Genomic DNA, 266 nt, shown 5'->3' with positions numbered 1-266 from the left:
TCTTCATCGTGAGTGGCTACTTCTTCTACCGGGTCAAAGTTCACCGGCAACGGGAAGCAGCGGTCGATGCTGACGAGCTGCCTACTCATTCAAGAACTAAATTACCAGGACCTAACCTGGCGATTATTTGGACGCTTTTCATGGCATTGGTGATCATTTGGATTACCTACTCGCAGTGGTCCAGTAACATGTCCGTTTACGTAACAAACCATGGGATCTCAATGACCCTTTACAGCCTCCTGTGGACCGTTAACGGACTAATGGTA

It is taken from the genome of Bartonella sp. TT110JLCBS (genome assembly GCF_042193405.1).
In the GTDB taxonomy this organism is placed as follows: domain Bacteria; phylum Pseudomonadota; class Alphaproteobacteria; order Rhizobiales; family Rhizobiaceae; genus Bartonella.
This window is presented reverse-complemented; position numbering follows the sequence as displayed.